This is a genomic window from Arcobacter siniprincipis (SeqCode) (assembly GCF_048571125.1).
Classification (GTDB): domain Bacteria; phylum Campylobacterota; class Campylobacteria; order Campylobacterales; family Arcobacteraceae; genus Arcobacter; species Arcobacter siniprincipis.
This window is the reverse complement of the sequence record NZ_CP182343.1, coordinates 184,555-203,093: the sequence shown is the minus strand read 5'-3', so window position 1 is coordinate 203,093 and position 18,539 is coordinate 184,555. Positions and strand designations below refer to the sequence as shown.

Below are 18,539 nucleotides of genomic sequence, written 5' to 3'. Positions count from 1 at the left end.
AAAATAATATGAAAAAAATCTTATTTTTACTTTCAACTTTCTTTCTAATCAATAGTTATGCTGCAACTACTGGTTTCCCAGATGAATATTATGATATGAGAGCAACTACTAAAAAGCAAGACTACTTTTTTGACTACTTATATCCATACATTGAACATGCTAACAAAAAGATATTAAAAAATAGAAAATTTATCTTAAAAATGAGATTAGATAAACATTTTAGTAGAAGAATTGAAAATATACAGAGGCTTGATTTAATAGCTAAAAGATACAGAGTGGATAATATTTATGATTATAAAAAACTTTTACTTAGAGTAAATATTATACCACCCTCTTTAGCTTTAGCTCAAGCTGCTGTTGAAAGTGGTTGGGGAACAAGTAGATTTGTTAGAGAAGGAAATAATCTATTTGGACATTGGACATATGGTAAAAATGGAGAAAAAGGAATGGTTCCTCTAAATAGAGATCCTAATGCTACACATATGGTAAGAATATTTGATTCATTTGAAAATTCAATCTATTCATATATGTTAAATTTAAATAGAACAAATGCCTATACTTCATTTAGAATGTTGCGTTCTCATTTCCAAAAAATGAGAAAAAAATTATCTGGTTTAGTTTTAAGCCAAACCTTAATAAACTACTCTCAAATAAAAGAAAGATATCTAAAAATATTAAAAAGTGTAATAGAAAGAAATGACCTAGAAGAGTATGATAAAAAATTCTACAAAAACTTAAAAAAGGATAATAATGAAATTTGGAACTCCCTTAAAATCTAATTCAATTAAAATAATGCTACTTGGAAGTGGTGAACTTGGTAAAGAAGTTATAATTGAAGCTCAAAGATTAGGTATTGAAACTATTGCAGTTGATAGTTATAACAATGCTCCTGCACAACTTGTGGCGAATAAAGCATATACAATCAATATGAAAAATGAAAATGAAATATTAGATGTAATTAGAAGAGAAAAACCTGATTATATTTTGCCTGAAGTTGAAGCTATTAATATTGATGCTTTATTTACTGCTGAAAAAGAAGGATTTCATGTAATCCCAAATGCCGAAGCTGTAAATAAAACAATGAATAGAAAAAACATACGAGAATTTGCAGCTGAAGAGTTAGAAATACCTACAAGTAAATATAAATTTGTAAAAAGTTTTGATGAGCTAAAAAGTGCAGCAGAATATATTGGTTTTCCTTGTGTTATTAAGCCAGTAATGAGTAGTTCTGGACATGGTCAAAGTATTGCAAAAAGTACTAAAGAATTAGAAAAATCATGGGAAATTGCAAAAGAAGCTAGAGGTGATGCTAGTGAATTAATTGTAGAAGAGTTTATAAAGTTTGATTATGAAATAACTCTTTTAACAGTAAGAAATGAAAAACAAACTATTTTTTGTGCACCAATTGGACATATTCAAAAAGATGGTGATTATATTTTTTCATGGCAACCAATGAAAATGAGTGATAAAGCAATCAAAAAATCAGAAGAGATAGCTAAAAAAATCACTGATGGTTTAGGTGGTAGAGGTATTTTTGGAGTTGAATTATTTGTAAAAGGTGATGAAGTTTATTTTTCTGAAGTAAGCCCAAGACCCCATGATACAGGAATGGTAACTATGATTACTCAATCTCAAAGTGAATTTGCACTTCATGTAAGAGCAGTATTAGGATTGCCTTTAAATTATATTCAATATGGAGCAGGGGCAAGTGCTGCATATAAAGCTGTAGCTGATACTTTTAATCCTATTATTGATATTAAAGATGAAGCATTCAGTGATAATTCATTTGTAAGAGTTTTTGGAAAACCACAATCACATGTGGGAAGAAGAATGGCTGTAGCACTTACTTTTGATAAAGATTCAAGTGATAAAGCCCTTAAAAATGCAAAAGAGATTATAAAAAATTTCTCTGATTGCTAAAAGACTCTCTACTTTTGTAGAGAGTTAATATTAAGATTTTTTCAAAAAACAAGTTTTTAAAAAAATTCTAACTCCATTTACTTTACCTTCAATGTGAGTTGGATCATCACCTAAAGATATTCCTTTTACAACTGTTCCTCTTTTTGCAGTAAATCCAGCACCTTTTACTTCTAAGTCTTTTATAATAGTTACACTATCACCTGAGTTTAAAGTAACCCCATTACTATCTTTTACAACTTCACCAGTAGTAAGTCCTGCTTCTGCCCACTCTAAAGTTTCAGGTTCTAAATACATCATCTCAACTAAATCTTGAGCCCAACCTTCATCAATTGATAAGTTCTTTAATAATCTATAAGCAACAACTTGTACAGCTGGAGTTTCACTCCACATAGAATCATTTAAACATCTAAAGTGATTTGAATCCATTTTTGACTCATCTTCAATTTGCTCTTTACATGTAGAACATACTACGATTTTCTCATCTTTTGGTGCAACTTCAATTGCCTCAAGACCATCACTTGCTCCACAAAGTTCGCAAACACTACCACTTCTATCTAAAAGATCCTTCTCTATACTCATTAAACTTCCTTATTCTTTTTTCGTATTTTAACATCTTTTTCAAAAAATAAACAAAAATAGATAAACAAATACTCCAGTTATACAACTAAGTAGTAAAAATATAAAAGTAATCTTTCCCTCTCGTATATGATTTGAAGCTTTTATCTCTTCTATTTTTCCATTTTGATATAAAAGCATAGATTTGATAAATAATCTTATCCATAAAACAGCAGCAATCAAAGCAATTATTATATGAAAAATTAAATATCCTACTAAAAAGCCATGTGGCATATCACTTTGTTTGGCAAACTCAAAAAAGCCACCATCAATTCTAATCATAATTTCAAAAAATACCAATACCAAAATTGTCAAAACTAAAATAAAACCTTGAGAATAAAAGTGTAATTTATACTGCTTATTTTTAGCAAGAAATATACTACCCATCACAAGAAAGGGCAATACAGAAAAAAAGACTAACATCACATTCATATGAAGTGGTATTATATTATTACTTACAGTTTCCATTTAAGTCCTATTTATTGGCTTTTAAATCAGATCTCAAAGCTAGTTCAGCTGGATAAGGATTTAAAAATTTTTGTTTTTTTAAGTATTCGATATCATATCTACTTATATATATTTTGAACATCTTAACTATGGTTATAAGAGGAATAATTCCATCTTTATACTCGTCCATACTTACAAGTAATAACTCTTTTTCTTCTTTTGAAATATGCTTTTTAAAATATCCAAAAATATGAAGCAAGACATTGTAAGTTTTATTAATAGTACTTTTTTCGCTTATTGCTTTTAAAAAACTTTGTTTGTATTCAGCTAAAATTTCTTCTAAAGGCTTTTTCTCATGATTTGCAACAATATGGCCTAATTCTTTATAAAATTCTTGAGATTTTGCATAAATTAAATATTTATATGAAGTATGAAACTCTACTAAATCATTAAACTCAATATCTTCTTTTTTTAATAACTCATGTAAATCTCTATAAGCAAAAATTTGCATTAAGAAGTTCTCTTTTAACCAAGCATCATTAAGTCTACCCTCTTCTTCTAGGGGTAAATAAGGATAAAATTCTTTTATTCTTTTTGCAAAAAGTCCAACACCCTCTTTTTTACTTGGGGCATTTTTTTCTTGGTAAACTTTTACTCTTTCCATTCCACAGGTAGGTGATTTTGATTTTAAAATAAATCCACAAATATCATCATTGGCTATTTGTTTTGCACAAGAAACAGAGATATCATCTAATTGTTTAGTTACATCTTTTTCCCCATTTGAAGTAGTAACTTTTATATCTTCACCATTTCGAACCAATCTAATAGTCTCCCTTGGTGTACCAAAAATAATACTCTCAGGACAATAAGGCACTATTTCAAAATATTTTTGAAGTATATTAACCACAAAAGCATCTCTTGAATGAGCTCCATCATAACGACAGAGATTTCCTATCAAACATGATGATATTCCTAATTTCATAATCTTTCCTTACCTTTTTATAAAAGATTATACATTAATTCAAAAGTTTTTCATATGTCTATAAGAACACTCTATGCCCTATTTTTTCTTTTTTAGTTTCTCTTTTAAAATTATTTTACCACTTTCAACACCTGGTTGATCATAGGCATTTATAAATAAAAATTTTCCAACTATTGAAGTTAGTAGTTCATATACATACATTAGTTTTGCTAAACTAAATCCATCAACTTTATCCATAGTGATAGTATCACAGGGAATATCTTGTAAATCATGTACTGCTTCTATTGTTGCGTCTGCTTGGTGATTTATAAGCTCGGAGAATTTTAAATTATTGATATAATCAAGTTCCTCTAAACCTTTTAATTTTACATCAGGAATTTTTGAGTTATCAGCGAAATCTTTTATTTTAATAAAAGTAACCGTTTTATCCCTTTTCCCTTGAATAATTAGCTGTAAAAAACTATGTTGATCTACAGGTCCTAATAAACCAATTGGTGTCAAACCTTGATGAGTATTATCTTTGTCAATTTTCCCTAAGCTTTCTCCCCATAATTGCACATACCATTTATTAAATCCCTCAAGTTCTGAAGCATAAGAAAAAACTACATTGTTATTAAACTTATGTTTGTACTCTGCCATAAATCTAGCTTTTGTCATTATTCTTTTATATAAAGCTTCTTGTTCAAAATATTCGCTATAAGCCTCTTTACAACCATCTAATAATCTATCAATATCAATTCCAACAATTGCTAAAGGTACAAGTCCTACAGTTGAAAATACAGAAAATCTTCCACCAACATTTTTTGGTATTTCAAATGTTTTTATATCATTACTTTGGGCAAAATCATTTAGCTTACTATCCGTCTCTGTTATTATCAAACAATTATTTTTATCAATCTTAACTTTTGAATAAAGATATTTAAAAACACTTATTGTCTCAATAGTTGTTCCTGATTTACTAATAACGATAAATAGTGTATTGTCTAAATCTAATCTTTCCAATCTTGTATTTATATCAATTGGATCAGTTGATTCAAAAAAATAAAGCTTTTTATCAAAGTTATGGGTTCTAGTTAAAAAACTATAAATAGCAAAAGTTCCTAAAGTACTTCCACCTATTCCAATTATTGCTATATCTTTTTGCTTGACAGTTTGAGCATACTCTTTTATTAAAGTTGTATCTTGAAAAGGTAAATTATAATAACCTATATCTTGCTTCTCTTTTTTTATACTTTCGAAAATCTCACTATCAGAAACTCTTGGACTAAAATTTGCACTATAATTCATCTTTTATCCTTTTATACTTTGTGTTACTATCTCTTGAGCTTGAGCTAAAATAAGCTCCAAATGCTCACTACTTATAAAACTCTCAGCATAGATTTTATATATATCTTCTGTACCTGAAGGACGCGCAGCAAACCAACCATTTTTGGTAACCACTTTTAAGCCTCCAATGGATGCTTTATTACCCTCTGCTTTGGTAAAAATATTTTCGATAAGTTCCCCTGCAAGCTCTTTTGATACTATATCTTCAACACTTAGACTTTTTAGTTTAGCTTTTTGTTCTATCGTTGCGGGGGCATCGATTCTTTTATAGTATGAAGTTCCATTTTTCTCTTCTAACTCTTTATAAATAGTTCCAGGGTCTTTTTTTAGTTTTGAAGTAATCTCAGCTGCTAATAAATTTAAAATTATTCCATCTTTATCAGTTGACCAAACACTTCCATCAAATCTTAGAAATGAAGCTCCAGCACTCTCTTCTCCTCCAAAGCCTAAAGTTCCTTCATAAAGACCATCAACAAACCATTTAAAGCCAACAGGTACTTCATAAAGCTTTTTATTAAGCATCTTTGTAACCCTATCTATCATAGAACTTGAAACTACTGTCTTCCCAATGCCTAAGTCATCACTCCAAGGTCTATTTGAAAATAAATACCAAATAGCAACAGAGAGATAATGATTTGGATTCATAAGCCCAACACTTGGAGTTACTATTCCATGTCTATCAAAGTCAGGATCATTTGCAAAAGCTAATTCATACTTATCTTTTAAGCCTATTAATGAAGCCATCGCATCTTTTGATGAACAATCCATTCTAATCTTACCATCATGGTCGCAAGTCATAAAAGAAAAAGTTGGATCAACTTTATCATTTACAATTTCAAGATTTAAACCATAAATCTCTTTTATCTTTTTATAAACTTCTATTCCAGAACCGCCCATTGGATCAACGCCAATTTTAAGATTTGCTTTTTTAATACAATCCATATCAATAATAGTATCAAGAGCTTTTACATAAGGAGTTATAAAATCAAACTCTTCTATAAACAAAGAACCATCTAACTCTTCAATTGGGACTTTTTTTACATCCTTTAAACCATTTGCCAAAATCTCATTTGCTCTATTTTCTATGATAGTTGTAATATCACTATCTGCTGGTCCACCATTTGGTGGATTGTATTTAAAGCCACCATCACTTGGAGGATTGTGGGAAGGAGTTATTACAACTCCATCATTTAAAATTTCACTATTTTTATTTGCTTCTAAAATAGTAAAGGAAATTACAGGAGTGGGAGTAAAGTTTTTATTTTGGGCAATTTTGCATTTTACTTTATTTGCTACAAATACTTGTAATGCTGTTGTTTGAGCAGGAGTTGAGAGGGCATGAGTATCTATTCCTATATATAAAGTTCCAGTTATTTTTGCATTTTTTCTATATTCACATAAGGCTTGAGAAATAGCTAAAATATGGTCTTCATTGAAACTCTTTTTTAAAGAACTTCCCCTATGTCCAGATGTACCAAAACTAACTTTTTGACTTACCTCATTTATATTTGGCTTATTTTCATAATAAGATGAAAGTAGTTTTGGGATATCCTCTAATATCTCTTTGGGTGCTTTTTTTCCTGCTAATTCATTCGCCAAAATAATCTCCTTTTATTTTATTTTTGCCAGTGCCTCAATACATAACTTAGTAATCTTATCAAAATCACCACTTTTTATAATATCTTTTGGAATAATCCATGTTCCACCAACACATAAAACATTTTTTAAAGATAAAAAGTCATTTAGATTTTCTAGATTTACTCCACCTGTGGGACAAAACTTCATTTTTGGGAAAGGTCCTTGAAAAGCTTTTAAAATATCAACTCCTCCACTTATTGTTGCAGGGAATAATTTACAATTATAAATACCATTATTTTGAGCAAGCATAACTTCTGAAGCAGTTGCAATTCCTGGAATAATTGTCATCTTATATTTTTTTGCACTATCTATTAACTCTTGAGAAATTCCAGGAGAAAATACAAATTTTGCACCCACTGCTTTTGCTTCCATCAAATCAACATTATTGCAAACTGTTCCAGCTCCCACATTCATAGATGGCATCTCTTTTGAGATAAGATTAATAGCTTTAAGTCCAGCTTTTGTTCTTAAAGTTATCTCCATAATATTTATTCCACCCTCACTTAAAGCTTTTGCTAAAGGCAATGCATCTTTTATATCATCAAGGGCAATAACTGGTACTATTGGTGATATTTTCATTACATCATTTGCATTCATAAGTTTTCTTCTCCTACAAGTTTAAAAATAGTTGCTCCGGTTTCACTTGAACTTACATTTTCTCTAATACTTGAAAATAGTTCTCGTCCGAAACCATGTCTGTTTTTTTCTAAATTTATCTGTTTAACTTCTCTTTTTTCTAAAACTTCTTTATCAATTAGAAGTTTTATTGTGCCATTTTTTACATCCATCTCTATCATATCACCATTTTCAATTTTTGCTATAAGTCCACCTTCAATAGCCTCAGGATAAAGATGTATTGCAGAGGCAACTTTTCCAGAAGCACCTGACATTCTACCATCTGTTATAATTGCTACTTTAAAACCTTTATCTTGTAAGGCTCCAAGGGGAGGCATTAGTTTATGAAGTTCTGGCATTCCATTTGCCTTTGGCCCTTGATATCTTATAACTGCAATAAAATCTTTTTCTAATTTTCCTTGTACAAACTCTTTTTGTAACTCTTCTTGTGAATTAAATACAACTGCTGGTGCTTTTATATAAAGATACTCTTCTTTTAAAGCTGAAGTTTTTATAACACTTTTACCAAGATTTCCCACTAAAAGTTTTAATCCACCCTCTTTTGAAAAAGGAGTTTTAGCACTTGAGATTACTTCTATATTCTTAGAAGTTTTATTTCCATCATTAAAAATCAGTTCATCATTTTGTAAAATTGGCTCTTTTATAAAATTATCTAAACCATATCCAACAACTGTTTGAACATCATTATGAACTAAGTCTAAGTCAAGAAGTTGGGCTATAACTACACTCATTCCACCCGCATCTCTAAAGTGATTTACATCTGCACTTCCATTTGGATACATTTTACAAAGTAATGGCGTAACTTTTGAAATATCATCAAAATCTTCCCAAGTAAGAACTATCCCAGCTGCTTTTGCCATGGCAATTAAGTGAATGGTATGATTTGTTGAACCTCCTGTTGCCATAAGTCCAATAATTGCATTTACAAAAGTTTTTTCATTTACAATATCTGATATTGATATTTTTTTCTTACATAGGTTTATAAGAGTTTGGGCTGATTTTTTTGTCAAAGCATATCTTAAAGGTGTATTTGCATTTACAAAAGAGCCATTAGGAAGTTGTAACCCCATCATCTCCAAAAGCATTTGATTTGAATTTGCTGTTCCAAAAAAAGTACAGGTTCCACAGCTATGATAAGATGCCTTTTCCACTTCAAAAAGTGCTTTTTCATCTATTTTGTTTTGGGCAAACTCTTGTCTCACTTTTGCTTTTTCTTTATTTGAAATACCAGAAGGCATAGGACCTGATGGTACAAAAATAGCTGGTAAATGTCCAAAACTCAAAGCTCCAATCATTAATCCAGGTACTATCTTGTCACAAATTCCCAAATAAAATGCTCCATCATAAGTATTATGGCTCAGGGCAATTGCAGTTCCCATAGCTATATTATCCCTAGAAAAAAGTGATAATTCCATGCCTGCTTGTCCTTGAGTTACTCCATCACACATTGCTGGAACTCCACCTGCAACTTGAGCAGTCGAACTATGCTTTAAAAGCTCTTTTTTTAAGATATCAGGATATGCAGCATAGGGTTCATGGGCTGATAACATATCATTATAAGCAGTTACAATTCCCATATTAAAAGATTTCATATCGCTTAAATAAGCTTTTTCTTCATTGGTCATTGGAGCAATAGCATGGGCTAAATTGGCACAATCTAAAGTTGCTCTATTTACACTATTTTTTTTAGCTTCATTTATTCTAGATAGATAAATCTTTCTACTTTTTTGTGATTTTTTTATTATTTTGTTTGTTACTTCTTCTATTATTTTATTCATGAGTAATAAACCTTTATTTTTTTATCAGTTTGATTTAAAACTGAACTAATTGGATATTTATAAATATCATTTGTATTTATAGCACTATTATATACTTCAAGTTTTTCTTTTCCTTCTATATGTAATATTATATTTTTAGCTTCTAAAATTTTCTTTAATATTAAACTCATTCTTGTATAAGGAACTGTTGTTGGTTCAATTGAAATACAAAAATTTTCATTTGTTAAATCATAAGCCTCTTTTAACCTTTCATTATTAGGAAATAATGAGGCAGTGTGTCCATCAGTACCCATACCTAAAACCAAAACATCTACTTTTTCAAACTCATTTTCATATATTTTTGAAGAGATATTTTGGGCAGACTCTGCACTTATTCCTTTTACATAAAGTCCAATAAAATGGGCTTTTCTAGCAAGATTCTTAAGTAAGTTTTCTTTTACTAAAACCTCATTACTATCTTTAGAATCATTTTCAACCCATCTTTCATCTACTAATCCTATGGTTACCTTTTCCCATTGAATATTTATATTTGAAAGTTTTTGAAAAAATAGTTTTGGAGTATTTCCCCCTGATACTAAAAGCGTCGCTTTCCCCTCAGTTTCTATACTATTTTTTAATATTAAAGCAATATCAGAAGCTAGATTTTGAGCTAACTCTTCACTTGAAAAAAATTCTTTAAATTCATTCATCGTTCCAACTTCTTCCATCTTTTGCGATTAATTGAATAGCGGCACTTGGTCCATCACTTCCAGCTGTATATGTTTTCATAGGTGAGAGATTCTTTTCCCAACCCTCTATAATCTTATCTGCCCATTTCCAAGCAGTTTCTACCTCATCAAGTCTCATAAAAAGCGTAGGATTAGAGCGAACCACATCTAAAATAAGTCTTTCATAAGCATCAGGTTTTCTATCACTATTATGGGGTGAATTTAGTTCTAAATCCACTTGTTGAAGTTTCATACTATCACTTAATCCTGGGATTTTATTCATAAGCTTTAACTCAATACTCTCTTTTGGTTGCAAAGTTATTACTAATCTATTTGCATTTATTGAAGTCTCATCTTCACCAAATATAGAGTGTGGAATAGTTTTAAACTGAATTACAATCTCAGAATTTCTTTTTTGAAGTCTTTTTCCACTTCTTATATAAAAAGGTACTCCATTCCATCTCCAATTATCTATATCAACTCTAATAGCTGCAAAAGTTTCTGTATTACTCCCCTCCTCTTTTCCATCAAGATACCCTGGAACTGTTTTCCCATCTGAAGAACCAGCTTTATATTGAGCTCTTACCGTTTTTGTTTTGATATCTTCATCATTTATATTTCTAAAAGAACGCAATACTTTTACTTTTTCATCCCTTACACTATTTGCTTCAAGTGAACAAGGAGGCTCCATAGCGATTAAACAAAGTAGTTGCATAAGGTGATTTTGAATCATATCCCTCAAGGCTCCATACTCATTATAATAACCCCAACGATTCTCAACACCAACACTTTCTGCAACTGTTATTTGTACATGGTCTATGTGGTTAGAGTTCCAAAGTGGAACAAAAAGTCTATTTGAAAATCTCAAAGCCATGATATTTTGAACGGTGTCTTTACCTAAATAGTGGTCAATTCTATATATTTGGTCCTCTTCAAAATATTTTAAAACCTCTTTATTTATCTCTTGTGATGATTTTAAATCCCTACCTAAAGGTTTTTCTAGTACAACTCTTGTTTGTTGACTTATTAAATTCCAGTGATTTAATGACTTACAAATAGTTCCAAAAAAATCAGGTGAAGTTGATAGATAATTTATTCTCTCTCTATCACTATGTTCATTTAAAATAGTTTGCAATTTTTCATATGATTTTTCATCTGCAAAGTCTATAGTTACCATAAGAAGTTGTTTTTTAAAGATTTTGAAAAACTCTTCATCAATCTTTTCTTCACTTAAAAATTCATTTAATTTATCTTCTATAAGCTTTATGTGTTCATCTATGCTTATCTCTTTTCTTGAGACTGTTATTATTCTACTTTCACTTGAGATATAGTTATCTTTACATAGATGATAAAGTGCAGGCATAAGTTTTCTAAATGCTAAATCACCATGTCCACCAAAAAGTATAAAATCACATAGATTATTTTTTGTATTCATTTTATTTCTTTTTATTCTCTAAATTATAAAAATAGTTTGTAGCTTCAACAAAACCATCAACACTACCACAATCAAATCTTTTTCCTTGGAATTTATAAGCCATTACCATGCCTTTTTTTGCTTGTGTACATAAAGCATCAGTAATTTGTAACTCTCCATTTTTACCAGGTTTTGTATTTTGAATTACTTCAAAAATATCTGGTGTTAAAATATATCTTCCTATAACTGCCAAGTTTGATGGAGCTTTATCATTATCAGGCTTTTCAACCATATTTGATACCATAAAAACACCATCTTCTATTTGATTACCTTCTATTACCCCATATTTATGTACATCTTCTTTGGGTACTTCCATACAAGCTACGATACAACACTTATATTTATTATAAAGTTTTACCATTTGAGCTAAAATACCATCACCCTTTGGATTTACACAAAGGTCATCTGCTAAAATTACTGCAAAAGGATTAATGTCTCCTACTAAAACTTTACCCTTATAAATAGCATCTCCTAAACCTTTCATCTCATTTTGTCTAGTATAAGTAAATGTACATTTATCAATAATATTTCTAATATCAGCTAACATTTTCTCTTTTGATGAACCTTGTATTTGATGTTCTAACTCATAAGAAATATCAAAATGGTCTGTTATAGCTCTTTTACCTCGTCCTGTAATAACAGACATGATATTACAACCAGCTTCCATAGCCTCTTCAACTCCATACTGAATAAGTGGTTTTGTAAGAACTGGTAACATCTCTTTTGGCATAGCTTTTGTTGCTGGAAGGAATCTTGTCCCATATCCAGCTGCTGGAAATAGACAAGTTGTTATTGTTTTATCTTTATTGTTCATTTATTTATCCTTTTTTCTTTTTTAAATTTTGCCTTTTAGCCACATAATTTGGTATGGCTCTAATTTTATTTCTTTTATTTTTTCTGCTTTTTCTTCATTATTTGGCATACAGTTTGAAGAAAGTATATCACAAAGTGGTAAGGAAATAGAATCAGGTAACTTACATATAACTTCTTCATTTGAGAAATTGTGCACTGCAACTATTCTATTTTCATTGCCACAACATGATTGGTCTATAACAAAAAGTCTATCATCTAAATCTAAAATTTCAAACTCTCCAAATGGATTAAATGCTTCTTCACTTATTCTTATAGAAATAAGTCTTTTATAGGAATCAAACATAGTTTTTGCAAGAGTTCCTTGAGTTGAAAGTTCATTCTCTAACCAATCAATATTATATTTTTCTCTATTTATTGTACGATTTACTCCTGTATGTTTAACTCCATCATGATAATTCCTAGAACCAACAAGAGAGTGGAAATAAATACCCGGAACACCAGGCATTGATAAAACAGCTGCTTGGGTTACTAACATTCTTTTTATACTTAAATATTGATCTTCATTAGGGTTTGTCAAAGCATCAATATAAGAACAATTTAGTTCATATGGCGTTTCACTTCCATCTTCTTCTGCCCTATAAGATACTAATCCTCCATGCTCTTTTACAGTTTTTACTAGATACTCAATCTCTTCATCTTCTAGAATCCCTTTTACTGGACGCATTCCTATTCCATCATGACTTGCTGTAAAATTGAAAAAACAAACCTTATCATTTGGTAAGGTCAAGGTCTTAGCCCATGCTGTTAATTTTGTAGTATTTGAGTTTAATATTGAGTGAAGTAATAAAGGAGGTAAAGCAAAATTATATACCATCTGAGCCTCATCGTCACCACTTCCAAAATATGAAATATTTTCATTATGTGGAACATTTGTTTCTGTGATAATTATAACCTCGGGTGCAACTTCATGAAGAACTTCTCTCATTAGTTGTATTAACTCATGGGTTTGAGGAAGATGAACGCATGAGGTTCCTATCTCTTTCCAAATAAAAGCTATGGCATCAAACCTTATTAAAGTAGCTCCCTTTTCAATATAATAAAAAAGAGCATCTAAAACATTTCGTAAAACCCTATGACTTTTATAATTTAAATCAACTTGGTCTTTACTAAAGGTTGTCCAGATATTTTTTATCTTTCCCTCATCATCAATAAATTCACTTAATAGCGGCGTTGCTCTAGGACGAACAACCTTACTTAAATCAATTGAAGGATCAACATTGATAAAAAAGTCTTGAAAATATGGATCACCTGCTAAATATGCTTTAAACCAATCAGAAAATTGTGAGATGTGATTTATAACCCCATCTACCATTAGTCTATAATCTTTACTTATTGATTCTATTTCTCTCCATGAACCCATATGAGGATCAACTGCATTATAATTTACAACAGAAAATCCATCATCACTTGAATATGGGTAAAAAGGTAAAATATGAATAGAATTTATTACACCTTTTAGATGGTCATTCATAAAGTTATTCAAAGTCTCTAATGATGGCTGATGAAGTTTTGATACTTGGTCGCCATAGGTTATTAAAATAATATCTTTTTGACTTAAACGATAATCTGTTGATTTAATTCTTTGTTTATATTTAAAAATCAAATCAATGATATCATTAACAGCCCTTTGGGCAATCTCTTCTGGATAAAGTTTATGAAGTCTTTTATTTATTGTATGTTTAGGATCTGATATATGTTTTGGACCTTTCATTCATTATCCTCCTTTACATATTTATTAAATTTTGCAGAAAAATCAGGCATAACAGAACGAACTGTAATCCAAGGAGATAAAGATGGAATTCCCATGGGATCCTCATAAAACTCATCTGCTGCAGCTTTTATAGCATCTTGAAAGGTCTTTACAGCCTCTATTTCTTTTTCCCTATTATAATCTAGTGCGTTTAATTTACTCAAAGCATTGAATTTTGATATTTCAAATCTTGATTCTTGAAAATATGTTGCAAGTAGAGTTTTAAAAGAACTAGAAGAAAAAACCACTCCTTCTTGAGCCATAACTCTAAAAAGGGTCTTAGCAATATCATTTGCCATCTTATAAATACCACCACCCTCTTCTTGACTACTTAGTTCTTGATGCTTATGTTCATAAGTTTCCATTATCTCTGTTTGACAGATTCTTTTATTTGAAGTATTTTTATATACTTCACTTAATGTAGAAACTTCTAACCCCCAAGTGGGAGAAATACCAATACCTCGACCAAGAGATCTTATAAATGAAAACTCACCTGATAAAGAGTACCTAAAACTCTCCATATAATCCAAATACCTATTGCCTCCATAAACCTTTTTAAGTGAATTTATCAAAGGAGTATAAAGCAACCTTGTAGCTCTACCATGAAGCTTATTTGTAACCCTTGAGTAAAAACCTTTATTAAATTCAAAATCAAGTGCTGGATGAACTATTGGGAAAAAAAGTCTTGCTGGAATTTCTCTATTATAATTTACAATATCACAATCATGAAGAGCAAAAGCATAGGCATCTTTGTCTGCTAATCCATAACCCATCATTGTCCAGACATTTCTTCCTTTTCCCGGTGTTTCAAGTCCAGGAAATCCCTCTTTTGTCAAATCAGAATAAAGCTCTTTTATCTTTGGCCCATCATTCCATAAAATATCAACTTCACAAGGAAGTTTTGACATAAGTTCTTTGACCTCTTCAAACTGCTCTTTTGTAGCTTGATCAAGTCCTAAAATAATCTTATAAAGATATTTCACACTTTTTAATTCTTCTATGATTCTATGCATAGCTGGAGTTTGAAACTCTGAATATAAAGCAGGCAATAAAAGAACCATTCTTCTTCTTTGACTAAATTTTAAAAGCTCTTTTTCCATATCTTCAAGTGTTCTATTACCTAACTTTTGTAAAGTAGTTATTACACCATTTTGAAAAAAATCAGACATCTTTATCTCCTTAATTTTTTAATATAATCACAATATCAAGCATATTATTATGGGTGGGACCTGGTTTTAAAAGTTGATTTAATTTATCAAAAAAGATATTTGAATCAAAATCTTCCATGTATTTTTTTATATCTAAATTTAACTCTTGCACTTTTTTTACTGTATCTTTATCAATTATTGCACCACAAGCATCAGAATTTCCATCTATCCCATCACTTGCACCACTTAAAAATATTATATTTTCATCTTTTGGATAAGAGTTTAGAAAAGATAAAACTAAGTGTTGATTTCTTCCACCTTTACCATTTCCACTAACATTTACAGTTGCTTCTCCTCCAAAAATAAAACAACCCTCTTTTTTTTCTTTACAAAATTGCAAAAGATTTTTACATACAAGTTCAACATCATCATCTATTTTTTCATCTACTATGATTGGATTTAGATTTTTCTTTTCTAAAATATTTTTTGCCTCATTTAGCAAAATATCATTTGAACCTATTAAATAATGTTTTATATTTGAAGATTCACTTTTAGGGGTTTCTAAATCTTTTGATTTAATAGCTTTTTGAAGATAGTTTTGCACAGAATTTGGTACTTTTTCAAATATATTATATTTTTTCAAATCATCAAAAGCATCTTGAAAAGTTGTACTATCAAAATAAAGTGGTGCAGAACCAATAGCTTCTAAATTATCCCCTAAAACATCACTCAGAGTTAAAACTACTCCTTTTGCTTTTGTAAATCTAGCTAATCTTCCACCTTTTACTTGAGAAATATGTTTTCTTACACAATTTATTGATTCTATTGGCATTGAATTTTCTAACATAAGTTTTGTTGTTTCTTGAAATTCTTCAAGACTTATTTCATCTGCAGGGAGTTCTACTAAAGCAGAGTTTCCACCTGATAATAAATATATAAAAAAATCATCTTCATCTAGGGATTCAAACTCTTTTATTAAAGCCTTTGCACCTTTTACACTCTTTTGACTTGGTAGAGGATGGGTACTTTTTATATATGTGAGATTTTGTTTTTTGAAATTATTTTCATAAGCTCCTACTAAGAGTGCTTTATCTATTTTTTCTTCCATGATTTCATATAATGCTTCAGCCATACTAAGAACTGCTTTTCCAGAACCAAAGATATGAATTTTTTTATTTTTTGGTATCTCAAAGAATTCACTATTCACATAAAACTTATCATTTACAAACTTACATTGTTTTTTAATAAGTTTTTTTGGATGAATCTCTTCTAGTATTGATGAAAATATATTTTCTAGTTGTTCTTTATTTAACATTTAAAATCCTTTTTAAACTATTATTCCAGCCTTTTGGCCCAATAAATCTTGATTTGGTGAGATTATTTATTTCACACTTGATAAATGAACCATCATATTTTTTTATTAAAATTGGAATATCTACACATTTTAACATAGTGATATCATTTTCGCCATCACCTAAAGCAATTGTTTTAAAATTTTTATTATATAAGTTATCATAATACTTTTTCATCTCCAATACAGCTTTTGCTTTATCTTGTCCAAAAGTAATTAAATGATAAAATCTTCCCCCTTTTACCACATCAAAACCATCAGTTAAAACCAATTGTTTCAACTGTTTAGCTTTTGTTTCATCTTTTAAAATAAAAGGCTCACTAAAAGTTCTTTTTCTTGCTTTTTTTGCTTTATTTTTGGGAAGTCCCGTATATAAAGAAACCTCTTCATCATTCATTTCATGAAACCCTTGGATGGGAAACTTTTTTGAGTATTCTTTAAATGCACTAATTGTAGTATCGTAATTTTTCCCTAAAGAAATAAGCTCATAAGTTTTTTCTTTTGGAATAAATATTCCAGCACCATTTTCTATAACAAAAGGAAAAGAAATATCTAATTTCTTTTGTAATTCAACAACCTCATCTTTTGTTTTACTTGTGACGATTATTAATGGTATTTTTTGCTCTCTTATAAAATCAAGCATCTCTTTAGCTTCATTGAACTCATAAGTTTTATGATCCAAAAGTGTTCCATCTAAATCTGTAAAAATTAAATAGTCCGTTTTAGTGTCTTTTTGTAACATTACTTTAGTATATCTTATCCTTATATTTAATTTAAAGTTTTGTCTGTATAAATTTTATACAATCTATAATTATACAAAAAAAATTTATTTATATTCTACAATAATTAATAAAATATTACTTTTTTAAATGTTATGATAGAATTTGCTACTATTATTTTAATTAGAAAAAGAACCAAACAAATGCATATGAAAAAATTTTTAATTGTCTTTTTATTTACTTTCATATCATGGGCAAATGCATATGAAAAAAACACTCAAACCAAAAGAATAGTATATATAGTTGATAATCTAGAAATTCCTTTTTGGCAAATCATGGAAAAGGGAATTAAAAATAGTTGTGAAGACTTGGGTTACAAATTAAGTGTACTTGATTCTCATAATAATCATAAAAAAGAATTAGAAAATACTGTAAAAGCTATAACAGATAAAGTTGATGGAATTATACTTTCTCCCATAAATTCATACTCTGCAGAAATAATTCTAAAACTTGCAAAAGAAGCAAATATTCCAGTTGTAGTTTCTGATGCCGGAACAAAAAATAAGAGCTATGTATCTTATATCTCTTCAGATAATAAACTTGGAGCATATAATCTTGGTATATATCTTACAAATGAATTATCTAAAAAAGGTTACAAAAATGCAAAAGTTGGAATTATAGCTCTTCCACAAAAAAAGCTCATTACCCAAGCCAGAACAGCTGGTTTTATAGAAGCATTAGAAGAATCTCCATTTAAAAGTGCTGATTTAAAACAAGTTAAGACAAGAACAGAAGAAGAAACTTACATTTTGGTAAAAGATATGATAAAAAGTTATCCAGATTTACATGCAATTTGGTTGCAATCTTCAAAAACTTATAGAGCAGCTATTAAAGCAATAAATGATTTTAATAAACAAAATGAAATATCACTAATTACTTTTGATTTAGAACCTGAATTTTTAGAATTAATCCCTAAAAATATAATATTAGCAGCAGCAGTACAGCAACCTTTTATTATGGGGAAGTTAGCCTTAGAACAAATAAATAATTATATAAAAGGAAAAAAAGTTCAAAAAGAGATACAACTTCCAGTGAATATAATTACAGCTGATAACATAAAACAAAAAACTTATTTTATTGAACACAATGTTTTGGGCATTGAAAGTAACTAAAAG

Annotated in this window: 17 protein-coding genes; 3 read left to right on the top strand and 14 right to left on the bottom strand. The window is 29.5% G+C overall.

The window, feature by feature from the left end; genetic code table 11:
• Positions 1 to 8: 8 nt before the first annotated feature.
• Positions 9 to 779, top strand: coding sequence for a glucosaminidase domain-containing protein (locus ACNI3D_RS01010; protein ID WP_419767966.1), 771 nt, complete (start codon positions 9 to 11; stop codon positions 777 to 779).
• Entirely contained in the window at positions 751 to 1,920 is a 1,170-nt protein-coding gene (purT, locus tag ACNI3D_RS01005; protein ID WP_419767965.1) for a formate-dependent phosphoribosylglycinamide formyltransferase, read from the top strand. The genes ACNI3D_RS01010 and purT overlap by 29 nt, the downstream gene beginning before the upstream one ends.
• A gap of 30 nt (positions 1,921 to 1,950) precedes the next feature.
• Here the strand turns inward: purT and ACNI3D_RS01000 are convergent, their stop codons facing one another.
• From ACNI3D_RS01000 to ACNI3D_RS00935, 14 genes are all read right to left on the bottom strand, one after another.
• On the bottom strand, positions 1,951 to 2,499 hold the full coding sequence (locus ACNI3D_RS01000; RefSeq protein ID WP_375725280.1) for a PhnA domain-containing protein: 549 nt from the start codon (positions 2,497 to 2,499) through the stop codon (positions 1,951 to 1,953).
• 39 nt (positions 2,500 to 2,538) lie between these two features.
• A complete protein-coding gene (locus tag ACNI3D_RS00995; RefSeq protein WP_419767964.1) occupies positions 2,539 to 3,003 on the bottom strand; it encodes a DUF420 domain-containing protein in 465 nt (154 codons plus the stop codon).
• 7 nt (positions 3,004 to 3,010) lie between these two features.
• Positions 3,011 to 3,964, bottom strand: a complete 954-nt coding sequence (locus ACNI3D_RS00990) for a YbgA family protein (RefSeq protein WP_419767963.1) — start codon at positions 3,962 to 3,964, stop codon at positions 3,011 to 3,013.
• A 78-nt stretch (positions 3,965 to 4,042) separates the two neighbouring features.
• Complete coding sequence (locus ACNI3D_RS00985) at positions 4,043 to 5,251, bottom strand: glucose-6-phosphate isomerase (RefSeq protein ID WP_375725277.1); 1,209 nt, start codon at positions 5,249 to 5,251, stop codon at positions 4,043 to 4,045.
• A 3-nt stretch (positions 5,252 to 5,254) separates the two neighbouring features.
• Positions 5,255 to 6,889, bottom strand: a complete 1,635-nt coding sequence (gene pgm / locus ACNI3D_RS00980) for a phosphoglucomutase (alpha-D-glucose-1,6-bisphosphate-dependent) (RefSeq protein WP_419767962.1) — start codon at positions 6,887 to 6,889, stop codon at positions 5,255 to 5,257.
• 12 nt (positions 6,890 to 6,901) lie between these two features.
• On the bottom strand, positions 6,902 to 7,525 hold the full coding sequence (eda, locus tag ACNI3D_RS00975; RefSeq protein WP_419767961.1) for a bifunctional 4-hydroxy-2-oxoglutarate aldolase/2-dehydro-3-deoxy-phosphogluconate aldolase: 624 nt from the start codon (positions 7,523 to 7,525) through the stop codon (positions 6,902 to 6,904).
• Positions 7,522 to 9,342: a phosphogluconate dehydratase gene (edd, locus tag ACNI3D_RS00970; RefSeq protein ID WP_419767960.1), complete on the bottom strand. Its 1,821-nt coding sequence runs from the start codon at positions 9,340 to 9,342 to the stop codon at positions 7,522 to 7,524. Before edd ends, eda begins: the two co-directional genes overlap by 4 nt.
• A complete protein-coding gene (gene pgl / locus ACNI3D_RS00965) occupies positions 9,339 to 10,031 on the bottom strand; it encodes a 6-phosphogluconolactonase (RefSeq protein WP_419767959.1) in 693 nt (230 codons plus the stop codon). The genes edd and pgl overlap by 4 nt, the downstream gene beginning before the upstream one ends.
• Positions 10,024 to 11,484, bottom strand: a complete 1,461-nt coding sequence (gene zwf, locus ACNI3D_RS00960) for a glucose-6-phosphate dehydrogenase (protein ID WP_419767958.1) — start codon at positions 11,482 to 11,484, stop codon at positions 10,024 to 10,026. The genes pgl and zwf overlap by 8 nt, the downstream gene beginning before the upstream one ends.
• A 1-nt stretch (position 11,485) precedes the next feature.
• Complete coding sequence (gene galU, locus ACNI3D_RS00955; protein ID WP_419767957.1) at positions 11,486 to 12,337, bottom strand: UTP--glucose-1-phosphate uridylyltransferase GalU; 852 nt, start codon at positions 12,335 to 12,337, stop codon at positions 11,486 to 11,488.
• A 21-nt stretch (positions 12,338 to 12,358) separates the two neighbouring features.
• Entirely contained in the window at positions 12,359 to 14,107 is a 1,749-nt protein-coding gene (locus ACNI3D_RS00950) for a sugar phosphorylase (protein WP_419767956.1), read from the bottom strand.
• Entirely contained in the window at positions 14,104 to 15,315 is a 1,212-nt protein-coding gene (locus tag ACNI3D_RS00945) for a glycosyltransferase family protein (protein WP_419767955.1), read from the bottom strand. The genes ACNI3D_RS00950 and ACNI3D_RS00945 overlap by 4 nt, the downstream gene beginning before the upstream one ends.
• Positions 15,316 to 15,325: 10 nt before the next feature.
• Positions 15,326 to 16,609: a glycerate kinase type-2 family protein gene (locus tag ACNI3D_RS00940; RefSeq protein ID WP_419767954.1), complete on the bottom strand. Its 1,284-nt coding sequence runs from the start codon at positions 16,607 to 16,609 to the stop codon at positions 15,326 to 15,328.
• On the bottom strand, positions 16,599 to 17,387 hold the full coding sequence (locus tag ACNI3D_RS00935) for an HAD-IIB family hydrolase (protein WP_419767953.1): 789 nt from the start codon (positions 17,385 to 17,387) through the stop codon (positions 16,599 to 16,601). Before ACNI3D_RS00935 ends, ACNI3D_RS00940 begins: the two co-directional genes overlap by 11 nt.
• A gap of 186 nt (positions 17,388 to 17,573) precedes the next feature.
• On the opposite strand from ACNI3D_RS00935, the gene ACNI3D_RS00930 reads away from it, so the two are divergent.
• Positions 17,574 to 18,536, top strand: coding sequence for a substrate-binding domain-containing protein (locus tag ACNI3D_RS00930; RefSeq protein WP_419767952.1), 963 nt, complete (start codon positions 17,574 to 17,576; stop codon positions 18,534 to 18,536).
• The last annotated feature ends 3 nt before the right edge of the window (positions 18,537 to 18,539 follow it).

Coding starts and splice junctions, on each gene's coding strand:
- ACNI3D_RS01010 (WP_419767966.1), top strand. CDS start 9: ATGAAAAAAATCTTATTTTTACTTTCAACTTTCTTTCTAATCAATAGT.
- purT (WP_419767965.1), top strand. CDS start 751: ATGAAATTTGGAACTCCCTTAAAATCTAATTCAATTAAAATAATGCTA.
- ACNI3D_RS01000 (WP_375725280.1), bottom strand. CDS start 2,499: ATGAGTATAGAGAAGGATCTTTTAGATAGAAGTGGTAGTGTTTGCGAA.
- ACNI3D_RS00995 (WP_419767964.1), bottom strand. CDS start 3,003: ATGGAAACTGTAAGTAATAATATAATACCACTTCATATGAATGTGATG.
- ACNI3D_RS00990 (WP_419767963.1), bottom strand. CDS start 3,964: ATGAAATTAGGAATATCATCATGTTTGATAGGAAATCTCTGTCGTTAT.
- ACNI3D_RS00985 (WP_375725277.1), bottom strand. CDS start 5,251: ATGAATTATAGTGCAAATTTTAGTCCAAGAGTTTCTGATAGTGAGATT.
- eda (WP_419767961.1), bottom strand. CDS start 7,525: ATGAATGCAAATGATGTAATGAAAATATCACCAATAGTACCAGTTATT.
- edd (WP_419767960.1), bottom strand. CDS start 9,342: ATGAATAAAATAATAGAAGAAGTAACAAACAAAATAATAAAAAAATCA.
- pgl (WP_419767959.1), bottom strand. CDS start 10,031: ATGAATGAATTTAAAGAATTTTTTTCAAGTGAAGAGTTAGCTCAAAAT.
- zwf (WP_419767958.1), bottom strand. CDS start 11,484: ATGAATACAAAAAATAATCTATGTGATTTTATACTTTTTGGTGGACAT.
- galU (WP_419767957.1), bottom strand. CDS start 12,337: ATGAACAATAAAGATAAAACAATAACAACTTGTCTATTTCCAGCAGCT.
- ACNI3D_RS00950 (WP_419767956.1), bottom strand. CDS start 14,107: ATGAAAGGTCCAAAACATATATCAGATCCTAAACATACAATAAATAAA.
- ACNI3D_RS00945 (WP_419767955.1), bottom strand. CDS start 15,315: ATGTCTGATTTTTTTCAAAATGGTGTAATAACTACTTTACAAAAGTTA.
- ACNI3D_RS00940 (WP_419767954.1), bottom strand. CDS start 16,609: ATGTTAAATAAAGAACAACTAGAAAATATATTTTCATCAATACTAGAA.
- ACNI3D_RS00935 (WP_419767953.1), bottom strand. CDS start 17,387: ATGTTACAAAAAGACACTAAAACGGACTATTTAATTTTTACAGATTTA.
- ACNI3D_RS00930 (WP_419767952.1), top strand. CDS start 17,574: ATGAAAAAATTTTTAATTGTCTTTTTATTTACTTTCATATCATGGGCA.